The following is a 352-nucleotide window of genomic DNA, read 5'->3' on the forward strand; positions in this document are numbered from 1 at the left end:
TATTGAAACCCTTGTTGAACAAGGTGCTATCTGCGTTCCGGACGTGCAACATGCCGCTTATCAGCTGGCGGAACTGTTTCTGGCAGGCATTTATCGCCAGCGCTTGTTTGCCTATATGGAAGAGGCACCAACGCCGGAGCAAATTCGCTATAATGTGGAATCCGCAGTGAATATGTTTTTCGCCGCCTATGGTACAAAACCGGATACTCAAGCGACGGTATAAGCTCCCCCCTTTTCCGCATCCTGCAGGCTATCAGGTCAAATCCGGCGAGCGCTTAAGCCAGCATGTACTCAGGATTATGATTGCAGCGGCACAGATTTGCGCTACTCTGTTCAAAAAAGCAGTTTACGT

The 352-nt window shown here is 49.7% G+C and carries 1 protein-coding gene; it reads left to right on the forward strand.

Going from position 1 to position 352, the window contains the following annotated elements; translation table 11 throughout:
* The coding region (locus HBA93_RS19525) for a TetR/AcrR family transcriptional regulator C-terminal domain-containing protein (RefSeq protein ID WP_221724397.1) at positions 1-223 on the forward strand (223 nt) is incomplete at its 5' end.
* Positions 224-352 lie beyond the last annotated feature (129 nt).

The sequence above is a fragment of the Ochrobactrum sp. SFR4 genome (genome assembly GCF_019730395.1).
Classification (GTDB): Bacteria; Pseudomonadota; Alphaproteobacteria; order Rhizobiales; family Rhizobiaceae; genus Pseudochrobactrum.